Annotated in this window: 13 protein-coding genes; 4 read left to right on the plus strand and 9 right to left on the minus strand. The window is 72.0% G+C overall.

The window, feature by feature from the left end; all coding sequences use genetic code 11:
• Window positions 1-46 precede the first annotated feature (46 nt).
• The 4 genes from lon to HJD23_RS13035 all read right to left on the minus strand — a co-directional run bounded on the left by lon (window position 47) and on the right by HJD23_RS13035 (window position 5112).
• A complete protein-coding gene (gene lon, locus HJD23_RS13020; RefSeq protein ID WP_171118323.1) occupies window positions 47-2467 on the minus strand; it encodes an endopeptidase La in 2421 nt (806 codons plus the stop codon).
• Between the two features lie 113 nt (window positions 2468-2580).
• Complete coding sequence (locus HJD23_RS13025) at window positions 2581-3336, minus strand: hypothetical protein (RefSeq protein ID WP_171118324.1); 756 nt, start codon at window positions 3334-3336, stop codon at window positions 2581-2583.
• A 377-nt stretch (window positions 3337-3713) separates the two neighbouring features.
• Window positions 3714-4370 carry a hypothetical protein gene (locus tag HJD23_RS13030; protein WP_171118326.1) on the minus strand — a complete coding sequence of 219 codons (657 nt, stop codon included), beginning with the start codon at window positions 4368-4370 and terminating at the stop codon, window positions 3714-3716.
• A 1-nt stretch (window position 4371) separates the two neighbouring features.
• A complete protein-coding gene (locus tag HJD23_RS13035) occupies window positions 4372-5112 on the minus strand; it encodes a rhomboid-like protein (RefSeq protein WP_332111813.1) in 741 nt (246 codons plus the stop codon).
• A gap of 501 nt (window positions 5113-5613) precedes the next feature.
• Between HJD23_RS13035 and HJD23_RS13040 the strand changes: the two genes are divergently transcribed.
• The 4 genes from HJD23_RS13040 to HJD23_RS13055 all read left to right on the plus strand — a co-directional run bounded on the left by HJD23_RS13040 (window position 5614) and on the right by HJD23_RS13055 (window position 12309).
• Complete coding sequence (locus tag HJD23_RS13040; protein ID WP_346770336.1) at window positions 5614-6261, plus strand: spermidine synthase; 648 nt, start codon at window positions 5614-5616, stop codon at window positions 6259-6261.
• Between the two features lie 113 nt (window positions 6262-6374).
• Window positions 6375-7115 carry a response regulator transcription factor gene (locus HJD23_RS13045; protein WP_171118330.1) on the plus strand — a complete coding sequence of 247 codons (741 nt, stop codon included), beginning with the start codon at window positions 6375-6377 and terminating at the stop codon, window positions 7113-7115.
• Window positions 7112-8221, plus strand: coding sequence for an ATP-binding protein (locus HJD23_RS13050; protein ID WP_171118332.1), 1110 nt, complete (start codon window positions 7112-7114; stop codon window positions 8219-8221). Before HJD23_RS13045 ends, HJD23_RS13050 begins: the two co-directional genes overlap by 4 nt.
• A gap of 281 nt (window positions 8222-8502) precedes the next feature.
• Entirely contained in the window at window positions 8503-12309 is a 3807-nt protein-coding gene (locus HJD23_RS13055; RefSeq protein ID WP_171134021.1) for a multifunctional oxoglutarate decarboxylase/oxoglutarate dehydrogenase thiamine pyrophosphate-binding subunit/dihydrolipoyllysine-residue succinyltransferase subunit, read from the plus strand.
• Window positions 12310-12380: 71 nt separating this feature from the next.
• Here HJD23_RS13055 and fxsT read toward each other — a convergent pair whose 3' ends face one another.
• The 5 genes from fxsT to HJD23_RS13080 form a co-directional block, all read right to left on the minus strand.
• A complete protein-coding gene (fxsT, locus tag HJD23_RS13060; RefSeq protein WP_171118334.1) occupies window positions 12381-15338 on the minus strand; it encodes an FxSxx-COOH system tetratricopeptide repeat protein in 2958 nt (985 codons plus the stop codon).
• 99 nt (window positions 15339-15437) lie between these two features.
• Window positions 15438-16637: an FxsB family cyclophane-forming radical SAM/SPASM peptide maturase gene (locus HJD23_RS13065; RefSeq protein WP_171134022.1), complete on the minus strand. Its 1200-nt coding sequence runs from the start codon at window positions 16635-16637 to the stop codon at window positions 15438-15440.
• On the minus strand, window positions 16634-16786 hold the full coding sequence (locus HJD23_RS13070; RefSeq protein ID WP_167529700.1) for a hypothetical protein: 153 nt from the start codon (window positions 16784-16786) through the stop codon (window positions 16634-16636). Before HJD23_RS13070 ends, HJD23_RS13065 begins: the two co-directional genes overlap by 4 nt.
• Window positions 16783-20004: an SAV_2336 N-terminal domain-related protein gene (locus HJD23_RS13075; protein WP_171118336.1), complete on the minus strand. Its 3222-nt coding sequence runs from the start codon at window positions 20002-20004 to the stop codon at window positions 16783-16785. Before HJD23_RS13075 ends, HJD23_RS13070 begins: the two co-directional genes overlap by 4 nt.
• A gap of 3 nt (window positions 20005-20007) precedes the next feature.
• Window positions 20008-21030, minus strand: a complete 1023-nt coding sequence (locus tag HJD23_RS13080) for a MoxR family ATPase (protein WP_171118338.1) — start codon at window positions 21028-21030, stop codon at window positions 20008-20010.
• Window positions 21031-21092: the final 62 nt, after the last annotated feature.

A 21092-nucleotide genomic window follows, 5' to 3' on the forward strand; every position in this document is an offset into this window, starting at 1 on the left:
GGCCTCCCTCACGGGACCCGGGCCTTCTGCTGTCCGGCCGCGTCCGTCACGCCGCGACCGGAACCTCCGGCGCGCCGTGCGTGGCCGGCGAAAGCGCCAGCTGAAGGACCTGGCGGACATCGGTGACGGCGTGGACGTCGAGCTTGTCCAGCACCTCCGCCGGGACGTCGTCCAGGTCGGGCTCGTTGCGCTTGGGGATGATCACGGTGGTGACGCCCGCCCGGTGCGCCGCGAGCAGCTTCTGCTTCACGCCGCCGATGGGCAGCACGCGGCCGGTCAGCGAGACCTCACCGGTCATCGCCACGTCCGTACGGACCAGGCGGCCGGAGAGCAGCGAGGCCAGCGCGGTCGTCATGGTGATGCCCGCGCTCGGGCCGTCCTTCGGCACCGCGCCCGCCGGGAAGTGGATGTGCACCCCCCGGTCCTTCAGGTCGGCGACCGGCAGCTCCAGCTCGGCGCCGTGGCTGCGCAGGAAGGACAGGGCGATCTGCGCGCTCTCCTTCATCACGTCGCCCAGCTGGCCGGTCAGGGTCAGCCCCGCCGCGCCCGTCTCCGGGTCGGACAGCGACGCCTCGACGTAGAGGACGTCACCGCCGGCGCCCGTCACCGCGAGCCCGGTCGCGACACCCGGCACCGACGTCCGCCGCTCGGCCGGGTCCTGGGCGGACTCGGGCACGTGGTGCGGCCGGCCGATGAGGTCGCGCAGGTCGGCGTCCGTGACGGTGAACGGCAGCTTCCGCTCGCCCAGTTCGTGCTGGGCGGCCACCTTGCGCAGCAGCCGGGCGACGGACCGCTCCAGGTTGCGCACGCCCGCCTCGCGGGTGTACTCGCCGGCCAGCTTGCGCAGCGCGCTCTCGTCGAGGGTCACCTCGTCCTTGTCCAGCCCGGCGCGCTCCAGCTGACGGGGCACCAGGTGGTCGCGGGCGATGACGACCTTCTCGTCCTCGGTGTAGCCGTCGAGCCGGACCAGCTCCATACGGTCGAGCAGAGCCTCCGGGATGGCCTCCAGCACGTTGGCGGTGGCGAGGAAGACGACGTCGGACAGGTCGAGTTCGACTTCGAGGTAGTGGTCGCGGAAGGTGTGGTTCTGCGCGGGGTCCAGGACCTCCAGCAGGGCCGCGGCCGGGTCGCCCCGGAAGTCCGACCCCACCTTGTCGATCTCGTCGAGCAGTACGACCGGGTTCATCGACCCGGCCTCCTTGATGGCGCGGACGACACGACCGGGCAGCGCGCCGACGTATGTACGCCGGTGGCCGCGGATCTCGGCCTCGTCACGGACGCCGCCCAGGGCGACCCGTACGAACTTGCGCCCCATGGCGTGCGCCACGGACTCACCGAGCGACGTCTTGCCGACACCGGGCGGCCCGACGAGGGCGAGCACGGCTCCGCCACGCCGCCCACCGACGATCCCGAGCCCGCGCTCGGCACGCCGCTTGCGCACCGCCAGGTACTCGGTGATCCGCTCCTTCACGTCCTCCAGCCCGGCGTGCTCGGCGTCCAGCACGGCCTTCGCGCCCTGGATGTCGTACGAGTCCTCGGTCCGCTCGTTCCACGGCAGTTCGAGCACGGTGTCGAGCCAGGTGCGGATCCAGGAGCCCTCGGGCGACTGGTCGGAGGCCCGCTCCAGCTTGTCGACCTCCTTCAGCGCGGCCTCCCGCACCTTCTCGGGCAGGTCGGCGGCCTCGACCCGGGCGCGGTAGTCGTCCGACTCCTCGCCCTCCTGTTCGCCGTTCAGCTCACGCAGCTCCTTGCGTACGGCCTCCAGCTGCCGCCGCAGCAGGAACTCCCGCTGCTGCTTGTCGACGCCCTCCTGGACGTCCTTGGCGATGGTCTCGGCGACGTCCTGCTCGGCGAGGTGGTCGCGCAGCTGCTGGGTGGCGAGCTTGAGGCGGGCGACGGGGTCGGCGGTCTCCAGCAGCTCGATCTTCTGGTCCAGGGTCAGGAAGGGCGAGTAGCCCGAGTTGTCGGCGAGGGCGGACACGTCGTCGATGGCCTGCACGCGGTCGACGACCTGCCAGGCGCCGCGCTTCTTCAGCCAGGCGGTGGCGAGCGCCTTGTACTCCTTGACCAGCTCGGCGACGTGCCCGGGCAACGGCTCCGGCACGCTCTCGTCGACCCTGGTCCCCTCGACCCACAGCGCCGCACCCGGTCCGGTGGTCCCGGCGCCGATCCGCACCCGGCCCCGACCCCGGATCAGGGCACCCGGGTCACCGTCGGCGAGCCGTCCGACCTGCTCGACGGTGCCGAGCACACCCGTGCTCGCGTAGGTGCCGTCGATGCGGGGCACCAGCAGCACCTTGGGCTTTCCCGGCGCGGATCGGGCAGCGGCCTGCGCGGCCTCCACCGCGGCCCGGACATCGGCGTCGCTCAGATCCAGCGGAACCACCATCCCGGGCAGAACGACCTCGCCGTCGAGCGGCAGCACGGGCAGGGTGAGCGGTGTGAACGCCGTGGACTCAGCAGCCATGATCTCCCCTTCGGCAGTCAAGTTGAGCTATGCCGACTCAATGCTTGGGCGCGACGCATTGTTCCCCGGGGTGCGTTCGCTGTGAGCGATCACCGGGAGGGAGGGTGGAAGGCTCAGTCCGACTGCTGTTCGTGGGAGGCCGGGGTGCTGCCCGGCTGACGCCCGGAACCTGGGTAGTCGGGGCTGGTGAAGTCCGGGCGGGAGTAGCCGAGGTGGGGGATGCGGCTGGTCGGTGAGGCCGTGACGTGTCCCGGGGGCGAGCCGGGGTCGGCCAGCGCCGCCCGCAGGAAGGGCAGGATGCCGCGCTCCAGCAGGGCCTCGCGCCAGGCGTCCCTGGCCCGATCCACCTCGCCGCTGAGTTCGTCGCGTCCGGCAGCCGACGAGGACTGGTTGCGCAGTGCGGTGACCAGCAGCCCGACGGCGGCCACCAGGATCGAGACGGCGGTCACGGCGCCGAACACCCAACCGGTGGTGATCAGCGTCTGGGCGAAGTCCGGCTCGGGATCGAACAGGGTCAGGAGGTACCCGACGAACAGGAAGATCGCGGCCGCCGTGCCACCGACGACGGGGGCGAGGACCGCGGTGACGACGAGGGCGCTCGAAGCGTCGGTCCCGGGAGCGCCTTCCCCGGCACCGGCGAGCGGCGCCGGGCGGCGCAGCTCCTCGCGGACCTGCACGTAGTGCTGGTACTGGCTCGCGGCGGCCGCCGTGATGAGTGCGGTGGCGTTGAGCGCCATGGCGCGCAGTTGTTCGGGGTTGAGCCGCTGTCCCACAGCGGCCAGATCAGGTCGGTGGGGTGCGGAGCGCAGCGCCTCGTCGAGGAGCCGCTCGTATTCCTGGCGGTCCTCGCTCAGCAGATGCTGCGGCACGGTGTTCGTCGCCGCCGGGGCGTGCGCAACGGCCCTGTACGGCGCAGGTGTCGGTCCCGGAGCCGGTCTCGGCTCAGACGAAGGCTCAAACGAAGGCGCAGGCGCAGGCGCAGACGAAGGCTCAGACGAAGGCTCAGACGAAGGCGCAGGCGCAGGCGCAGGCGCAGGAATTGACGCAGATGCCACCTGCTCGGTCACGCTCGCCGCCGCAGCCGGGGCCTCCCGCTGCGGCCCCGCCCGCACCCCAAGCACCGCGGCCAACAACCGCCTGCCGAACGGCAGACGACGCCGCGCCGCGACCTCCGTGGGCGCGCGTCCGGCACGCTCGACGCCGAACAGCGACGCGGCGACCCGGCGTCCGAAGGAGGGCCGGTCGGTCATGACGTCCCCTCCTCACTCACGGCCTGCCCGTGCGGCAGCGACGGCGTACCCCGGCCGCCCCGCAGCGGCCCGCGTCCCGTTCCGGCCGCCGGATCGGCGGGCCGCCCGTTCGGCTGCGGCTCGGCACCCTCGGCGTCCGGCTGGACGGCGGCGGGCCGGACGTATTGCGAAGGCTGGGCGGGCACGGACACGCCGCCGCCCGTGACGGCGGGCGCGGCCGGGGCACCGGCACCGTCCTCACCGCCCTCCACCGGCGCCACCGCCGGTACCGGCTGCGCGGACGACTCGACGGGACCCGGCCCCACCGCCTCACTCACCGACTGGATCCGCGCGAGCTGCGTCAGGATCACCGGCGCCGAGATACCCACCACGATGGCCGCGTACGGCCCGCTGATCTGCCCGGTCATGCCGAAGAGCACCGCAAGGGCGGCCCCCATCGCGCTGTGCACCACAGCGGCGGTCAGATCGACGGCGGGGTCGAAGTAGTCCAGAAACCGGGGAGCGGGCAGGTCCTGCTCCGGCGGTTGTCCCTGCCCCGGCTGCCGGTGCCGGCTACGCGCCGAACGCCAGTTCACGAACTGGATGTAGAGGTCGAGGGCCCCGCGCAGCGCACCCCCCACCGCTCCCAGCAGGATCAGCATCGGCACGTCCACGTCACGAGCGTAGGGCGGCCGCGCGGTGCGAGGAAGGCACTTCGGAATCATCGGATGCACCGGAGTCGCCCCGCGCCCGACGCCGGATCACCGGCCAGGTGGCGATCCCGACCGCCAGCGCGACCAGGTGGCCCCAGTCGGTCAACGGGTCCGTGAGGGCGAGCAGTTCACCGAACAGCACGGCGCCGAGCCCGGCCAGCACCGGCCACCGCACCCACGGACCGAGCAGCCCCGCCAGCGCCCCGCACCCCGCCGCGACGCCGAAGCTGACGCCGTAGTCGAGACGATGCAGCGAACTCTCGGGCAGCCGACCCGCCAGCACCGCCAGTCCCACCGGCACCTCGGTCGCCAGCGTGGCCAGCACATGCCCCAGCAGAAACACACCGGCCGTCCGCACCCCACCAATGCGCCGTTCCAGCGCGGTGAGCACCAGCAGAAAGCCGATCGCGAACGGCGACACGATCCCGCCCGCGACCCACAGCGCGCTGGCCACCAGCACCAGCACGGGCGTCCGCACGAGGTGCGCCACATCGGTGCTGGAGCCCTGGAGCAGGCGGTGCACCAACTCGGGGTCGGCATACGCCGCCACCAGCGACGTACCGGCCAGCACGGCTCCGTAGGCGAAGGTGAACGGTGTTCCGGTCGGGGTGGGCAGCAGCCGCCAGGGGCGCCGGAAGCGCGGCGAGGGCCCGAGCAGCGCGACGACGGCACGACCACGTTGCCGCGGGACCCCGTCAAGCAACCGCCGCCCGCCGGGAAGCGCCGCGGGCGTCGTCGTGCTGGAGGGGGCAGCGGACGTCGCCGTATCAAAGGCCGCCGCAGACACCGCCGTACCGCAAGCCACAGCAGACACCGCCGTGTCCGAAGGCGCGGCGGACGTCGCCGCGTCCAAAGGCACAGCGGACCCCGTCGCATCAAAAGCCGCAGCAGACACCGCCGTACCAGAAGCCGCCGCAGACATCGCCGTACCGGAACCCGCAGCAGACGTCGCCGTACCAGAAGGCGCGTTGGAGTCCGTCGTATCGGCCGCAGCGGTGCGTTCCACAGTGAGGCGCTCCTTCCGTCGCCCCCACCCTTCGCCCACCCCGGCCCGCTGTCTATGACCGGCGCCACGAACCCGTACCCGGGATGCGACGCCCCACCCTTCACCTCCCGTCAACGCTGCCTCCGTAATTCCGTCAACGTTCCGTCAGAGAAGTGCCACGATGGGCTGATGCCCACCACCGACGACATCCCCGAAGTCCTGGACCGACGTGAGGGCCCGCACGGCGAGGTCGTACTGCGGCAGCACGGGGCGTTGCTGCAGATCATCGCCAACGGCTGCTTCCTGATGGACACCTCCGACGGACGCTCGGAACGGCTGCTGGTCGACGCGGCGCTCGACGCCCTCGACGGGCGCCCCGAACCGCATGTACTGATCGGCGGGCTCGGTGTCGGATTCTCGCTCGCACATGCCTGCGGCAACCCGCGCTGGGGCCGGATCACGGTGGTCGAGCGGGAGCGCGCGGTGATTGACTGGCACCGCGCGGGACCCCTTTCCGAAGTGTCCGGCAATGCGCTCACCGACCCTCGTACGGAGATCGTCGAAACGGATCTGGTCGATTACGTCAATGAGACTTCCGACACGTTCGACGCGCTGTGCCTGGACATCGACAACGGGCCCGACTGGACCGTCACGGAAGCCAACGCGGGGCTGTACTCGACGGCCGGACTCGCAGCCTGCGCAAGGGTGTTGAGGCCCGGCGGGGTACTCGCCGTATGGTCGGCGAAACCCTCCCCGGAATTTGAAGGAAGCTTGCGGAATGCCGGTTTCCGGCATGTGCGTACCGAAGAGATCCCCGTTGCCCGGGGAGTTCCCGACGTCGTGCATCTCGGCGTCCGACCTGGATAGCCGAGCTGCGGTGACTCCCCGTACGCTGCTCCCCTGACGCCGATCATTCAAGCGTCAAGCGCAGTCATGGGATCACCCCACGGATTCCGGAAAGCACACTTCAGGGGCGGGCGATGGAGCAGACACACACCTCCCACAACGGCACCGCGGCGGCCACCCCGGGCGCACAGCGCCGGGTTCTGGTGGTTGAGGACGACCCGACGATCGTCGACGCCGTCGCGGCCCGCCTGCGCGCCGAGGGATTTCTCGTTCAGACGGCCACCGACGGCCCGGCCGCCGTCGACACCGCCGAGGCCTGGCAGCCCGATCTGCTGATCCTGGACATCATGCTGCCGGGCTTCGACGGCCTGGAGGTCTGCCGGCGCGTGCAGGCCCAGCGGCCGGTGCCGGTGCTGATGCTCACTGCGCGCGACGACGAGACGGACATGCTGGTGGGGCTCGGCGTCGGCGCCGACGACTACATGACGAAGCCTTTCTCCATGCGCGAGCTGGCCGCACGCGTGCACGTACTGCTGCGCCGGGTGGAGCGGGCCGCGCTGGCCGCCGCGACGCCGCGCAGCGGCATCCTGCGGCTCGGCGAGCTGGAGATCGACCACGCCCAGCGCCGGGTACGGGTGCGCAGCGAGGACGTGCACCTCACCCCCACCGAGTTCGACCTCCTCGTCTGCCTGGCGAACACCCCGCGCGCTGTGCTCTCCCGTGAGCAGCTGCTGGCCGAGGTGTGGGACTGGGCGGACGCCTCCGGCACCCGGACCGTCGACAGCCACATCAAGGCGCTGCGCCGGAAGATCGGCGCCGAGCGGATCCGCACCGTGCACGGTGTGGGCTACGCGCTGGAGACACCGACGCCATGAGCGAGGGGCGGCCGGCCGCACGGAGGAGCCCCGGGGAGCCCTGGGGCGGCGTACGCCCGTTCTCGATCAAGACCAAGCTGGGCGCGCTGGTCGTGATCTCGGTGCTGATCACCACCGGTCTGATGATGATCGCCATGCGCACCGAGACCGAGCTGCGCTTCATCACGGTCTTCTCGATGATCGCCACACTGCTGATCACGCAGTTCGTGGCACATTCGCTCACCGCGCCGCTGGACGAGATGAACGCGGTGGCCCGCTCCATCTCGCACGGGGACTACACCCGCCGGGTGCGGGAGAACCGCTGGGACGAGCTGGGCGACCTGGCCGTCACCATCAATCGCATGGCCGACGACCTGGAGGCCCAGGACCGCCAGCGCAAGGAACTGGTCGCGAACGTCTCGCACGAGCTGAGGACCCCGATCGCGGGTCTGCGCGCCGTGCTGGAGAACATCGTGGACGGCGTCACGCAGGCCGACCCCGAGACCATGCGCACGGCCCTGACGCAGACCGAGCGCCTGGGGCGGCTGGTGGAGACGCTGCTCGACCTGTCGCGCCTGGACAACGGCGTCGTCCCGCTGAAGCAGCGGCGGTTCGAGGTGTGGCCGTATCTGTCCGGGGTGCTGAAGGAGGCCAACATGGTGGCCTCCGCGCGCGCGGGCATCGCCTCCGGCTCCGGCAGTCACACCCGTACGGACGTCCATCTGCACCTCGACGTGTCCCCGCCGGAGCTGACCGCGCACGCCGACCCGGAGCGGATCCACCAGGTCGTCGCCAATCTGATCGACAACGCGGTCAAGCACAGCCCGCCGCACGGCCGGGTGACGGTCAGGGCGCGGCGCGGGGCGCTGCCGGAGTCGCTGGAGCTGGAGGTCCTGGACGAGGGCCCCGGCATTCCGCGCTCGGAGTGGCACCGGGTCTTCGAGCGGTTCAACCGGGGTGCGGTCAGCCGGCCGCACGGCCCCGGCAGCGACGGCGGCACCGGCCTCGGACTGGCGATCGCCCGCTGGGCGGTGGATCTGCACGGCGGCAGGATCCGAGTGGCCGAATCCGAGCGGGGTTGCCGGATCCTTGTCACCCTTCCGGGCCTGCCTTCTGTGCCAAGTTGACGTAAAGTTCGAAGCGGAGCCACAAGATCCACGGGCGTCCGCACAGTCGGACACGTGTGATCAGGCCGAGGCCCGCGTCTCCGGCGCGCCGGGCCGTGCTCGTCGCATCCCTTTTGCAGCGGAACCACACTTGTTTCCCGCCATTTCAAGCCCCGAAACACGCCTTCTGATGTGACTTACGCGACGATGAACGGACCCGACCTCACCTTCTCGGTCATGGAGGCGTAGCCTTTATTCCCGCTGTCCATCACCTTGTGAAGCGGAAGAGGGCGGTTGCCGCCGTGTCGCCACAGTCCCCCAGTAACGCATCGAGTGTCTCGACCGACGCAGACCAAGCGGGCAAGAATCCCGCCGCCGCGTTCGGTCCGAACGAGTGGCTCGTCGACGAGATCTATCAGCAGTACCTCCAGGACCCGAATTCGGTAGACCGCGCCTGGTGGGACTTCTTCGCCGACTACAAGCCGGGGGCGGCTGCCACCCCGGCGCCGGCGGCCCCCACGGCCGCGGGGGCCGCGGAGACCACCAGCACGGCTCAGGCTCCCGCCCAGGCCGCTCCGGCGGCCCCGGCCGCCCCCGCGGCCCCGAAGCCCGCCGCGGCCGCTCCTGCCCCGGCTCAGGCCCCCGCGCGGCCCAAGGCCCCGGCCCCGGCTCCCGCCCCGGCCGCCACCAAGCCGCAGCCGAAGCCCAAGGCCGCCGCCGAACCGGCCGCCGCGGCCCCCGACGGCCCGGAGCTGATCACGCTGCGCGGCCCGGCCGCCGCCGTCGCGAAGAACATGAACGCCTCGCTGGAGCTGCCGACCGCCACCTCGGTCCGCGCGGTCCCGGTGAAGCTGCTCTTCGACAACCGCATCGTCATCAACAACCACCTCAAGCGCGCCCGGGGCGGGAAGATCTCCTTCACGCACCTGATCGGCTACGCGATGGTGCAGGCCATCAAGGCCATGCCGTCGATGAACTGGTCGTTCGGCGAGAAGGACGGCAAGCCGACCCTCGTCAAGCCGCCGCACGTCAACCTCGGCCTCGCCATCGACCTGGTCAAGCCGAACGGCGACCGCCAGCTGGTCGTCGCGGCGATCAAGAAGGCCGAGACGCTGAACTTCTTCGAGTTCTGGCAGGCCTACGAGGACATCGTCCGCCGCGCCCGCGACGGCAAGCTGACGATGGACGACTTCACCGGCGTCACGGTCTCCCTGACCAACCCGGGCGGCCTCGGCACCGTCCACTCGGTGCCGCGTCTGATGCCCGGCCAGTCGGTGATCATGGGCGTCGGGTCCATGGACTACCCGGCGGAGTTCCAGGGCACGTCCCAGGACACGCTGAACAAGCTCGGCATCTCCAAGGTCATGACGCTGACGTCGACGTACGACCACCGCGTCATCCAGGGCGCCGCGTCCGGCGAGTTCCTGCGCCAGGTCGCGAACCTCCTCCTCGGCGAGAACGGCTTCTACGACGAGATCTTCGAGGCCCTGCGCATCCCCTACGAGCCGGTCCGCTGGCTCAAGGACATCGACGCCAGCCACGACGACGACGTCACCAAGGCCGCCCGCGTCTTCGAGCTGATCCACTCCTACCGGGTCCGCGGTCACGTCATGGCCGACACCGACCCGCTGGAGTACCGCCAGCGCAAGCACCCCGACCTGGACATCGTCGAGCACGGCCTCACACTCTGGGACCTGGAGCGCGAGTTCGCCGTCGGCGGCTTCGCCGGCAAGTCGATGATGAAGCTGCGCGACATCCTCGGCGTGCTGCGCGACTCGTACTGCCGCACCACCGGCATCGAGTTCATGCACATCCAGGACCCCAAGCAGCGCAAGTGGATCCAGGACCGCGTGGAACGCCCGCACGCCAAGCCGGAGCGCGAGGAGCAGCTGCGCGTCCTGCGCCGGCTGAACGCGGCGGAGGCCTTCGAGACCTTCCTGCAGACGAAGTACGTCGGCCAGAAGCGCTTCTCGCTGGAGGGCGGCGAGTCCGTCATCCCGCTGCTGGACGCGGTGCTGGACTCGGCCGCCGAGTCCCGCCTGGACGAGGTCGTCATCGGCATGGCCCACCGCGGCCGCCTGAACGTCCTGGCCAACATCGTCGGCAAGTCGTACGCGCAGATCTTCCGCGAGTTCGAGGGCAACCTCGACCCGAAGTCGATGCACGGCTCCGGCGACGTGAAGTACCACCTGGGCGCCGAGGGCACCTTCACCGGCCTCGACGGCGAGCAGATCAAGGTCAGCCTGGTCGCGAACCCCTCCCACCTGGAGGCCGTGGACCCGGTCCTGGAGGGCGTCGCACGCGCCAAGCAGGACATCATCAACAAGGGCGGTACGGACTTCACGGTCCTGCCGGTGGCGATCCACGGCGACGCGGCCTTCGCGGGCCAGGGCGTGGTGGCCGAGACCCTGAACATGTCGCAGCTGCGCGGCTACCGCACCGGCGGCACGGTCCACATCGTCATCAACAACCAGGTCGGCTTCACGGCTGCCCCCGAGTCCTCGCGTTCCTCCATGTACGCGACGGACGTGGCCCGCATGATCGAGGCCCCGATCTTCCACGTGAACGGCGACGACCCCGAGGCGGTCGTCCGCGTTGCCCGCCTGGCCTTCGAGTTCCGCCAGGCGTTCAACAAGGACGTGGTGATCGACCTCATCTGCTACCGCCGCCGCGGTCACAACGAGTCGGACAACCCGGCCTTCACCCAGCCGCTGATGTACGACCTGATCGACAAGAAGCGCTCGGTGCGCAAGCTGTACACCGAATCGCTGATCGGTCGCGGCGACATCACCCTGGAAGAGGCCGAGCAGGCGCTGCAGGACTACCAGGGCCAGCTGGAGAAGGTCTTCACCGAGGTCCGCGAGGCCACCTCGCAGCCGGCGACGGTCCACACGCCGGAAGCGCAGGCCGAGTTCCCGGTCGCCGTGAACACCGCCGTGTCCTCGGAGATCGTCAAGAGGATCGCCGAGTCCCAGGTCAACGTCCCCGACCACATCACCGTCCACCCGCGTCTGCTGCCGCAGCTGCAGCGCCGGGCGTCGATGGTCGAGGACGGCACGATCGACTGGGGCATGGGCGAGACCCTCGCCTTCGGCTCGCTGCTCCTGGAGGGCGTCCCGGTCCGTCTCGCGGGCCAGGACTCCCAGCGCGGCACCTTCGGCCAGCGGCACGCGGTCATCATCGACCGCAGCACCGGCGAGGAGTACACGCCGCTGCAGTACCTGTCGGAGGACCAGGCACGCCTGAACGTCTACAACTCCCTGCTCTCCGAGTACGCGGCGATGGGCTTCGAGTACGGCTACTCGCTGGCCCGCCCCGACGCGCTCGTGCTGTGGGAGGCGCAGTTCGGCGACTTCGTCAACGGCGCGCAGACGGTCGTGGACGAGTTCATCTCGTCGGCGGAGCAGAAGTGGGGCCAGACGTCCGGCGTCACCCTGCTCCTCCCGCACGGCTACGAGGGCCAGGGCCCGGACCACTCGTCCGCGCGCCCGGAGCGCTTCCTGCAGCTGTGCGCCCAGAACAACATGACGGTCGCGATGCCCACGTCCCCGTCGAACTACTTCCACCTTCTGCGCTGGCAGGTGCACAACCCGCACCACAAGCCGCTGGTCGTCTTCACGCCGAAGTCGATGCTGCGTCTGAAGGCCGCCGCGTCGAAGGCGGACGAGTTCACCACGGGCGGCTTCCGCCCGGTCATCGGCGACGCGTCGGTGGACCCGGCGGCGGTGAAGAAGGTCGTCTTCTGCGCCGGCAAGGTCTACTACGACCTGGAGGCCGAGCGGGTCAAGCGCGGCGTCACGGACACGGCGATCATCCGCATCGAGCGCCTGTACCCGCTGCCGGGTGCGGAGCTCCAGGCGGAGATCAAGAAGTACCCGAACGCCGAGAAGTACCTGTGGGCCCAGGAGGAGCCGGCGAACCAGGGCGCCTGGCCGTTCATCGCCCTCAACCTGATCGACCACCTGGACCTGGCGGTCGGCGCCGACGTCCCGCACGGCGAGCGCCTGCGCCGCATCTCGCGCCCGCACTCGTCGTCTCCGGCGGTGGGGTCGGCGAAGCGGCACCAGGCTGAGCAGGAGCAGCTGGTGCGTGAGGTGTTCGAGGCGTGAGCCTCTGACATACGCCTGACAGGGCCCGGTTCCGGAAGCTTCCGGAACCGGGCCCTTCCCCGTTCCGGGGGTCAGATCGGCTGGGGCTCGAAGTCCCAGTAGGGGCGGTGGCGTTCGAGGATGTACTGCGTGTGCGGGTGGTCGGGGCCCAGGAGGGCGGTGAGACGGTCGGCGACATCGGCGTGGAGCGTCTCGGCCTCGGCGCGCTCGCCCAGTTGGGCCAGATCGAGAGCGAGGCCGGCCCGGAGGCTGATCGTGAGGATGTGATCCTCGCCCAGCACGCGGGCGGAACGTTCCGCGGCGTCCCGGCCGAGCGCCGCCGCGGCGTCCGTGTCACCGTTGGCGGCGAGGGCGGCGACGCCGTTCTTGGCGCAGCCGATGGCCCACGGATGGTCCCGTCCGACGGCCTGCTCCATCTCCCGGATGGTGGTGAGGGACAGCTCCAGGGCGGCGCGTCGGTCGCCCATGTCCCGCATGACCGTGGCCACGTTGTCCCGTGCTCCGACGGAGTAGGGGTGCTGCTCGCCTAGCTGGGCGGCGTACTGCCCGGCGGTGAGCTCGGCGAGTTCCCTGGCCTCGGCTGTGCGCTCCATGTGCCGCAGCAGCATCGCGTAGTCGCAGGAGACCATCAGCGTCTCGGGGTGCAGGGCACCGCGCCGGCGCAGCAGCTTCTCCCGCACCCCGCGCATCATGGCGAGCGCGAACTGCAGGTCGCCGTCCCGGCGGGCGCACAGCGCGAGGTTGTGCTCGGCCTGCAGCGTCTGGCTGTGGTTGCGGTCGAGGACCTGGCTGTGGACGCGGGAGTTGTGGCCCTGGATCGTCAGGGCCTCCCGGTAGCGGCCGAGCAGCCGCAGCATCCAGGCGCTGCGCAGCGCCGAGTTGAGCGTGGCGGCGTCCTTGCCGCCGAGCAGCTGGACCCGGGCCTCGAAGACGCCGCGGTGCAGGGCGAGCGACTCGGCGTAGTGGCCTTGCAGGCCTATGGCGACGGCGAGGTTGCTGCGGATGCTGAGGGTGCGCGGCACGTTCTCGCCGCCGAGCTCCTCCGCGGCGCTCTCGGCGGCTTCCTCGAACAGCGTGCGGGCCTCGGTGTAGCGGCCGAGCGCCATCAGCGTGCCGCCGAGGCCGTCCTTGGCGCGGATCAGTTCGATGGGCCGGACCCCTCCGGCCTCGCGCAGTCGCCGCAGGTTCTCGCGGCCCACGTCCTCCGCGTCGGTGTACCGGCCGAGTCGGCGCAGCATGTTGCCGAGCTGGTGGACGGCCACGAGCACCGACCGGTCGGTGTCGCCGAACTTGGGCCGCCAGCTGTCCACCGCGAGCCGGCTCAGCAACCAGCCGTCGTGGTACTCGCCGCGCATCCGCAGGTACTCGACGCAGTTCAGCACGAGGTCGCGCACCTCGCCGTCGGGTGACTCCAGCGCACCGGACGGTTCCAGGTGCGGGATGATCGCGGAGTAGCGGGCCCAGTTGCCGGCGGACGCGGAGTCGCGCGGGTCGGCGGAGACCAGGACCCTGCGGGCGGCGGCGGAGTAGCGTGCGGCGTCCGCGGGCGACTGGACGGACCGTACGAACCGGTGGAAGAGGCGGTGCATACGGACCGTGCCGACGGTCTGCGTGTCCAGGCGGGGGCCCTGCTCGTACTCGATGCGCATGGAGGTGATCTCGGAGAGTCTGCGCAGCGCGGTGTTCCAGCTGCTGGGCTCGGCGACCAGCTCGGCCAGTTCGGGCGGCAGTTCGGTGGGCCGGGCCGTCTGCAGCAGACGTACCGGGACCACGTCGTGGGCGAAGCAGACCAGCAGGTTGAGCAGCTTCCAGGCGGGTTCGTGGCTCTCCCGCAGGGTGTTGATCAGTTTGGCCCAGGCGACCTCGTACTTCGGGTGGTGGCCGGAGGCCATGACCCCGAAACGGTCCGGCTTGCCGTCCCGGATGTCGCGTATGTAGGCGTTGACGGGCACGCCCGGGTTGAGTTGGAGCCAGGCGGCCGTCTGGTCGAGCAGCAGCGGCATGTCCTCCACGACCTCGGCGAGCCGCTCCGCCTCGTCGTCGCTGAGCCGGTCCGCGCGCCGCCGGGCGAACGCGATGCTCTCCCGGCGTTCGAAGGCCGGCACCTCGATGACCTCGGCGTGGGCCGACCACTCGCCGCGATGGGTGGTGACCAGGACGTGGCCGCGTCCCTCGGGGACCAGGCCGCTGAGCCGCTCGGGGTCGTCGGCCCCGTCCAGGACGAGCAGCCAGGGGCGTGCGGTGCCGTCGAGCTCGCGCTGGACGGCCTTGATGGTGGCGGACAGGTCGCCGGTGGCCGCGACGCCCATCGCGGGGGCGAGCTCGGCGAACTGCTGGCGGGCGGTGACGCGTTGGGCGGCGCTGACCCACCAGACGATGTCGTACTCGCCCGCGAACCGGTGGACGTACTCCATCGCCAGCTGCGTCTTGCCGTGCCCGCTGGGCCCGCGCAGCGCCACGGCGGCGCCGTCGCGTCCGGCCGCCGAGAGCGCTGCGTACACCTGCTCCAGCAGCTCCAAGCGGCCGACGAAGCGGCTGTTGCGGCGCGGCACCCCGCCCCACACCGCCGGCGGGTCGTCCGGGAAGCGCGGGCCGCGGCGCAGGTCCAGGGCGTCGGGGGCCGGGATCCCCGCGAGTTGCAGTACGCGGTGGCGGGCCGCCTCGGGCCTGAGCCCGCGCAGTTCGACGGGGGCCAGGGCTATGACGGCGTCGGGCATCGGCCGGGCGGTGACGCTCACGGCGGCGACCCGGTCCGGGTGCTCCGTCAGCAGCTGCTTGAGCACGCCGGCCCAGGCGTCGATGCGGTCGCGGTCCAGTTGCTCGTGCCAGTCGTCGATGACGAGCAGGATCCGGCCCGGGGCGCTCAACAGCTCCTTCAGTGCCTCGCCGGTGGCCGGTCGCCGCAGCGGGTTCCAGCGCACCAGCGTCGTGGCCGGCCCGGCGGCCCGGATCTGGTGGTCGATCCACTTGGCCCAGGACTCGCTCTGCCCGGCGAAGACCACCGTGACGTGTCCGAGCTCCGCCGTCATCCCGCAATCCCCTCGTACGACCTGTCACGTCCGTGCGCCGATGTGTCAATTGTGCGTCAGATTGCCTGCATGGGAGCCAAGTTGGTCCGGCTTCGAGGCTTACGCCGACCCGCGCACGGTCCGCTCCAACCGGTCGGCGACGTGCCGCACGAGCCGTTCCAGGTCGGCGCAGTAGACGCTGGGATGCCGGAAGCCGGTGCCGGGCGCGTAACGGTGCACGTAGTTGCCGCCTCCGCACACCCGGCCGACCGGGCAGCCGAGGCACTCCGGGGCCAGTGCCCGCTCGCCGAGCTGCCGGGCGGCGATCCCGGGATGGCGCAGGGCCTGGTCGAACGAGTTCCGGAAGACGTCCAGGCCGGTCACCGCCGCGCCCGGGTACGCCGACCTGAGCGAGTCGACCTGTTCGATGGCGCCGTCCGTCTCCACGACGACGGCGGCCACCGGGGACAGCCCCACGGCCTCGGCGCGGCTGGGCGCGCCGAGCAGCAGGGCGGCGATCTCCTGGAACAGCCGGACCCGGGTGCGCGGCCGTCCGCCGTCCCACCAGTCGTCGAAGACGGCGGCGAGCCAGTCGCCGTAGGGAGTGGGGCGGGGGCGGTGCCGACCGGGGCGGCCGGGTGGCTGTCCCGGCGGCGGGTGCGCCCAGTTGGCGTGCGGGAGCAGGAAGTCCACGCCGGGCGGGGCGAGGTCGAGCAGCGACCGGTAGACGTCGTGCGGGTCGGCGTCCAGGTCGATCGTGCAGAGGATCCCGGCGTACGACTCCGGGCGCGCGGCCAGTTTCCGGGCGGCCGCGCGGGCGGCGGGCCAGGCGGGGCGTCCGGCGTGGTCGACGCGGCGGGCGTTGTGGGCGGCGCGCCCGCCGTCGAGGCTGAGGCCGACGCGGATGCCTGCCCCGGCCAGGGCGTCGAGGGCGGTGTCGGTGAGACGGGTGCCGTTGGTCTGGACGGTGGCGGTGACCCGGCAGCCGGCCGGGACGGCCTCGCGGACGGCCCGGGCGTAGGCGAGAACGGGCTCCGGTCCCGCGAGGAGCGGCTCACCGCCGTGCAGTTCGACGCGGATGCGGTCGAGACCGTGTGCCCGTACGTGCTCGGCGATCCGGGCCGCGGTACGCCGCATGGTCGGCTCGGGCGTGCGTGGCGGACGGTCGCGCCAGCCGTCGTCCCTGCCCCGGTAGAGGTAGCAGTAGGAGCAGTCGAGGTTGCAGCGGCTGTGCACCTTCAGCACGAACTGCCGCAGCGGCGTGGGGCGGTGAGCCGTCGGGTCCAGGGCGGCGTACGGCCACCGCGGATGCGTGGTCACGGGGCGTCTTCGTAGTGGGCGACGACCGTGGGCTCCCCGTCCCTGCTGCCCAGTTCGGCGAGGATCGCCGCCAGAACCGGGTGGTCGGTCCGGTCCGGTCGGGGGATGACGGGCAGCGGTATGTGGGTGTCGTCCGGCGGGGCGGTCACTCGCGGCCCGTTTCTCGCTCGCGGAGGCGGGCGCGCTCCCGGCGGGCTTCGGCCAGTACGTCGTCCAGGCCCGCCTCCTGCGCGAGCTCGATGGCGTGTCCGTAGGCCTCGATCGCCCGGTGCAGATGGGCGAGGCTCTGCGCTTCGTAGTGAAGGAGTTCGAGCATGGAGGCCCGGATCATCCAGCAGCGTACGAGGAACTCGGGCTCCTCGGAGCTGCGGATGGCCTCACCCATCGTCCATTCCGCCTCGTACAGGTCGGACAGCACCTGCTGGAGGTCGTAGCGCCTTACGTGCGCCTGACCCAGGCCGGCCCAGCGAAACGGGATGCCGGGATGACCCGGCGGGGTGTCCTGGAGGGCGGTGCGCAGCAGGGAGACGGCCCGGGTGGCGTCGTCGGCCGACGCGTGCGCCACGCCCCTGTCCATCAGAGCCGTGCCGTAGTCGTAGAGCAGGTCGGCCCGGCCCGGATCGTCCTCGCCCAGCAGCCGTTCGGCCTGCGCCCACGCTTCGACGGCGCGGTCCAACTGGTCGGGGTCACCGGTCCGGTCGTAGGCCGCCTGATAGACGCGCGCCGACCGCGCATAGCACTCCCGCCGCAGCGCCACGTCCCCACTCGCGGCCCGCAGCGCCTGATCCACGGCGTACAGCAGCTGGCCGTCCCGGCCCTCGTCGTCCGGCGCCCAGGCGAGCTCGATGGCCGACGCCACCGCCAGCCAGGCGCGGCAGCGCTCCTCTTCCGACAGGACGCGCTTGCCGCGGGCCGCGGCCCGGAAGTCGTCCATGGCGCGCAGCGCCAGTTCGGAGGCCCGCTCCGGCAGCGGCCGGGCCGTCCTCGTCCGCCCTTGTCCGGCGTACTGCCGCGCCAGGTCCAGCAGCAACTGCCCCCGTACGATCTGTGCGCGCTCCCGCCCGGCGAAGGTCAGCCGGACATCGGCCGCGTCGACGGCCAGCTGGAGGTGGGTGAGGTACCACTCCTCGGGGGCGTGCGCCGGATAGGGTCCGTCCGCCCCGGGGTGGTCCACGCCCGCCTCCGCGATGGCCCGGCGCACGTACGGCAGGGTCGCCGCGGCGGTCCGCGGACCGTTCAGGCCCTCGGGGCAGGAGCCCGCTCCCCGCATCGCCAGGGACAGGTCCCGGTCGGCCAGGTACAGCAGTACGGCGCGGGCGAACTCCTCCGCCCGGTACCGGCCGTGTGCCGCGTCGCGGGCCCAGTCCCGCAGGCTGCCGGGGACGCCCTCGAAGTCGAGGCCGCGGCCACTCACCTCACCGGCCAGCGCCCAGCAGACCAGCCCGCGTGTGAGGCTTCCGGGCGCCCCGTGCCGATCCGGGTCCCTGACCGCCTCCCAGGCGTCCCGCAGATCGTCCCCGACCCGTCGCACCCGCCAGCGCACCAGCAGGGCGTTGGCCAGCTCCTCGGCCGCGGACAGCCGCTCCCGATCCGGTGCCGACATCTCCAGCGCCTGCTGCAAGTACCGCACGGCGGCGTCGAGTTCGCGGGTGAGGCCTTCTCCCTCGAACCGCCCTATGGCTTCCCTGCCCTTGCCGAGCAGCTCCCCGGCGGTGAGCTCCGGTCGCTTCGGGGCCGCCGGGATCCGCGCACCGAGGTCCCGCAGCACGTCCGCCGACACCTCGGCGAACGCCCGCAGCCCGGCCGGTTCGTCCTCCACCGGGCCGACGGGCGGCCCCGGTACGTCCGGATCCACCGCTCCCCGCAGGAACGCCCCGGCCAGGGCCGGGAAGTTGCGTACGCTGCGGCCGAACTTCCGGTCCACGTACTCGGAGCAGTGCTTGAACAGGAGCTGGGCCTCCTCCAGGGCGAGCCGCGACCGTAGTTCGCTGGCTACCCCGGGCAGGAAGTCGTAGCGCACGGCCCGCGGGTCGTCCGCGTCCTCCCGGCGCCTGAGCAGCCCGCCGAGCAGCACCTCGGACAGCGCCTCGGGGCCGCTGCCGGCCAGCATGGCGTGCTGGACGAGCTGCATGACCGGCAGGTACAGCGGCACCGCCGACAGGTACACGGCGAGGCGGCGGGCCTCCGGTGAGGCGGCCCGCCAGAAGACCCGGACGCGCTCGGCGCCGCTGAGGTCCGCCGCGGCCCGCACCGGCGCGCTGGACCCGGCGTGGTCGGCGTGCACCCAGCCGGCCGCCGTGGCCAGCGACTGTCCCGTGGTGCCCGACACCAGCCGGGCCCAGCCCTCCACCGAGCCACGGCGCAGCGCCAGCACGGGGACGGGCAGCGCGCCCTGTTCGACCCGTCCGTTGTCCGGCTGGAACTCCAGCGTCCCGGCCGGGCCTTCGCGACGGCGCAGCATGCCGCGCCGGGCGGGCAGATGGGTGCGCAGCCACATCCGTTGCGGCAGCGGCTGGACCACGGCGACGGGCGCGGTCGACGCCCAGCGGTACAGCAGCCGCTGCATCCGGCCGCTGCGCCACATGGGGCCCGCACAGTCGCTGAGGACGAGGGTCAGGCGTCGCCCGGTCGGGTCGCTGAGCTGTTCGGGAGCGTGCAGCGGGCGGATGTGCTCGGGTGTGGCGGCATAGCCGGGGAGACCGCCGGGTGCCTCGTGCAGGTACTGCACCCGTACTTCCCGGAAGGCACCGGCGCGTTCGCAGACCTGGCGCAGCTCGTCGAGCATCTGCTGCCAGACCACGGTGGAGGTGGAGACGTCCATCAGGAGCAGCAGCCGTGCCTCACGGCGCCGCTCGGTACGCAGCACGGGCAGTACGATCCCGGACTCGGCGGCCCGTTCGGCGGTGGCCCGCTCGTCGAGGGTGCGCGGCACGGGACGTACGGGTGCGCGGTAGCGCTGGAGGGGGCGCATGCCGCGTTGCAGGGCGAGGGGTTCGGGCAGCACCGGTGCGGCGGGGACGCTCACGGGCGCCATCCGGGTGCCGGTGTCGTCGCCTCCGGGGCCGGGGGCGAACAGCCGGGCGCTGTCGGGCTGCCGGTCCTCGCTGTCCGCCGTGACGGGGCCGTCCGCGGCCGCCCGTAAGGACAGCGGATCGGTGCCGTCCGCCGGTGCGGGCGTGCGGCTCGGCGGGCTGGGGGAGGTGACGTCCGGCCGGCGGTCGGGGGCGGGCAGGTGGCGGGCCAGCCACAGGGCGTCCGCGAGCTCCTCGACGTCGGGGACGATGCCCGCGTCGCGCATGCGTGCGACCAGCGCCGCGAGCGCGTCGCTCATGGCGCCGGCCGGGACGCCGGGAGCTCCCGTGGACATCGGCTACCTGGGCCCGCGGTCCAGGGGCTGCATCAGCAGCTCCGAGATCTCCTCGCGCCGTGCCGCGTCCCGGGCGGCGTGCTGAGCCAGGAAGATGGCGTTGAGGAGCTGGTCGGTGGGGCGCAGCGCGCCGTCCGTCTCGGCCTCCGTGAAGTGGTCGACGATGTCGTGGTTGGCCTCGTAGGCGTCCTGGCCGAAGTGCGCCTGGACCAGCGCGGCGAGGCGTTCGTCGCGGGGCGCCTTGAGGTCCAGCGGGATACAGCGGCGCAGCAGCGGGGCGGGGAACTCGCGCTCCCGGTTGCTGGTCATCACGACGAACGGGAACGCGCGGCAGCGCACCTGCCCCTCCGTCACCTCGACCTTGCGTCCGTCGTCGGTGAGCACCCGCACCACCGGCGTCCGGTCGGCGATCCGCTCCAGCTCGGGGATCGCGAACCTGCCCTCCTCCAGGACGTTCAGCAGGTCGTTCGGCAGGTCGATGTCGCTCTTGTCCAGCTCGTCGATGAGCAGCACGCGGGGCCGCTCGGCGGCGAGCAGCGCGGTGCCGAGCGGGCCGAGCTTGATGTACCGGCCGATGTCCTCGGACTCCGGTCCGGACGCCGGCGTCCGTGCCTCGGCCGCCCGCCTGAGCTGGGCGTCCTGCAGCCGGCCGATGGCGTCGTACGTGTAGAGCCCGTCCCGAAGTTCACTGCGGGACACGATGGGCCACTCCAGCACCCGGCCCAGTCCGAGTTCGTAGGCGACGGAGTGCGCGAGCGTCGACTTGCCGACGCCCGGTTCGCCGGTCACGAGCAGCGGGCGCCTCAGATACAGCGCGGCGTTGACGAGTTCGAGGGTGTCCGGGTCCTGGATCGGCAGCGGAGCGGTGCCGGTGCCGAGCCTGCGCCGGGTGGCGGAGTCGAGGACCGGGACGTCGTACGGCACGACCGGGGTGTCGAAGGCGCGCCACGGCGGCGGGTCGGGCAGCCGGTCGATCCTGGCCGGATCCGGACGCCCGCTGCCCTGGTAGACGAACCACTCGCTCATGCTGCGCTCCTCGTCGACGGTCGGTGGTGGTCCACGTCCTGGCCGACGGGGGCGTTGCGCGC

The organism is Streptomyces sp. Z423-1 (genome assembly GCF_013009255.1).
GTDB classification, from domain to species: Bacteria; Actinomycetota; Actinomycetes; order Streptomycetales; family Streptomycetaceae; genus Streptomyces; species Streptomyces gossypiisoli.